The organism is Roseomonas genomospecies 6 (assembly GCF_008365375.1).
Taxonomy (GTDB): domain Bacteria; phylum Pseudomonadota; class Alphaproteobacteria; order Azospirillales; family Azospirillaceae; genus Azospirillum.
The window spans coordinates 1-1,839 of the sequence record NZ_QOKW01000075.1; the positions used below are offsets into that span (position 1 = coordinate 1).

Genomic DNA, 1,839 nt, shown 5'->3' on the forward strand with positions numbered 1-1,839 from the left:
GGGAGGCGAACCCGGCGAACTGAAACATCTAAGTAGCCGGAGGAAAGGACATCAACCGAGACTCCGCTAGTAGTGGCGAGCGAACGCGGACCAGGCCAGTCATTCAGTCTACATAACCGGAACCGTCTGGAAAGGCGGGCCAGAGCGGGTGATAGCCCCGTACGGGTAAACCGGACTGAATGCTCGAGTAGGGCGGGGCACGTGAAACCCTGTCCGAACATGGGGGGACCACCCTCCAAGCCTAAGTACTCCTCAGTGACCGATAGTGCACCAGTACCGTGAGGGAAAGGTGAAAAGCACCCCGACGAGGGGAGTGAAACAGTTCCTGAAACCGGATGCCTACAAGCAGTCGGAGCTTCCTTGCGAAGTGACGGCGTACCTTTTGTATAATGGGTCAGCGACTTACAGTAAGCAGCGAGCTTAAGGCGGTAGCCGGAGGCGCAGCGAAAGCGAGTCTGAACAGGGCGCGTGAGTTGCTTGCTGTAGACCCGAAACCCGGTGATCTAGCCATGGACAGGTTGAAGGTGCGGTAACACGCACTGGAGGACCGAACCCACGCCTGTTGAAAAAGTCGGGGATGATCTGTGGCTAGGGGTGAAAGGCCAATCAAACCGGGAAATAGCTGGTTCTCCGCGAAAGCTATTTAGGTAGCGCGTCGGGCGATTGCCCACGGGGGTAGAGCACTGGATGGGCTAGGGGGCCTCGCGGCTTACCAAACCTAACCAAACTCCGAATACCGTGGAGCACAGCCCGGCAGACAGACGGTGGGTGCTAAGGTCCATCGTCGAGAGGGAAACAGCCCAGACCGCCAGCTAAGGTCCCCAAATCACGGCTAAGTGGGAAAGGATGTGGGAAGGCCATGACAACCAGGAGGTTGGCTTAGAAGCAGCCATCCTTTAAAGAAAGCGTAATAGCTCACTGGTCTAGTTAAGCCGGCCTGCGCCGAAAATGTATCGGGGCTCAAGCCGTGTACCGAAGCTGCGGATGCGCCGAAAGGCGCGTGGTAGCGGAGCGTTCCGTAAGCCTGCGAAGGGTGTCCGTGAGGCCGCCTGGAGGTATCGGAAGTGAGAATGCTGACATGAGTAGCGACAAACAGTGTGAGAAACACTGTCGCCGAAAGTCCAAGGGTTCCTGCGCAAGGTTAATCCACGCAGGGTGAGCCGGCCCCTAAGGCGAGGCCGAAAGGCGTAGTCGATGGGAACCACGTTAATATTCGTGGGCCAGCGGGTGTGTGACGAATGGGAAAGCGTGTCGGGCCTTATCGGATTGGCCCGGCTGGGGACCCGTTCCAGGAAACAGCCCCCGCATCAGACCGTACCCCAAACCGACACAGGTGGACTGGTAGAGCATACCCAGGCGCTTGAGAGAATGGTGTTGAAGGAACTCGGCAAATTGCCCTCGTAACTTCGGAAGAAGAGGGCCCCGTTCCAGGGCAACCTGGGGCGGGGGGCACAGACCAGGGGGTGGCGACTGTTTACTAAAAACACAGGGCTCTGCGAAGCCGTCCAAGGCGACGTATAGGGTCTGACGCCTGCCCGGTGCCGGAAGGTTAAGAGGAGGGGTTCACGCTCCGAATTGAAGCCCCGGTAAACGGCGGCCGTAACTATAACGGTCCTAAGGTAGCGAAATTCCTTGTCGGGTAAGTTCCGACCTGCACGAATGGCGTAACGACTTCCCCGCTGTCTCCAACACCAACTCAGCGAAATTGAACTCTCCGTGAAGATGCGGAGTACCCGCGGTCAGACGGAAAGACCCCGTGCACCTTTACTACAGCTTTGCAGTGGTGCTAGGGATCTCATGTGTAGGATAGGTGGGAGGCTAGGAAGCCCGGGCGCCAGC

General features: G+C 58.1%; 1 rRNA gene. It reads left to right on the top strand.

Annotated elements, in window-relative coordinates:
- A 23S ribosomal RNA gene (locus tag DS843_RS30810) occupies positions 1 to 1,839 on the top strand; the annotation flags it as partial.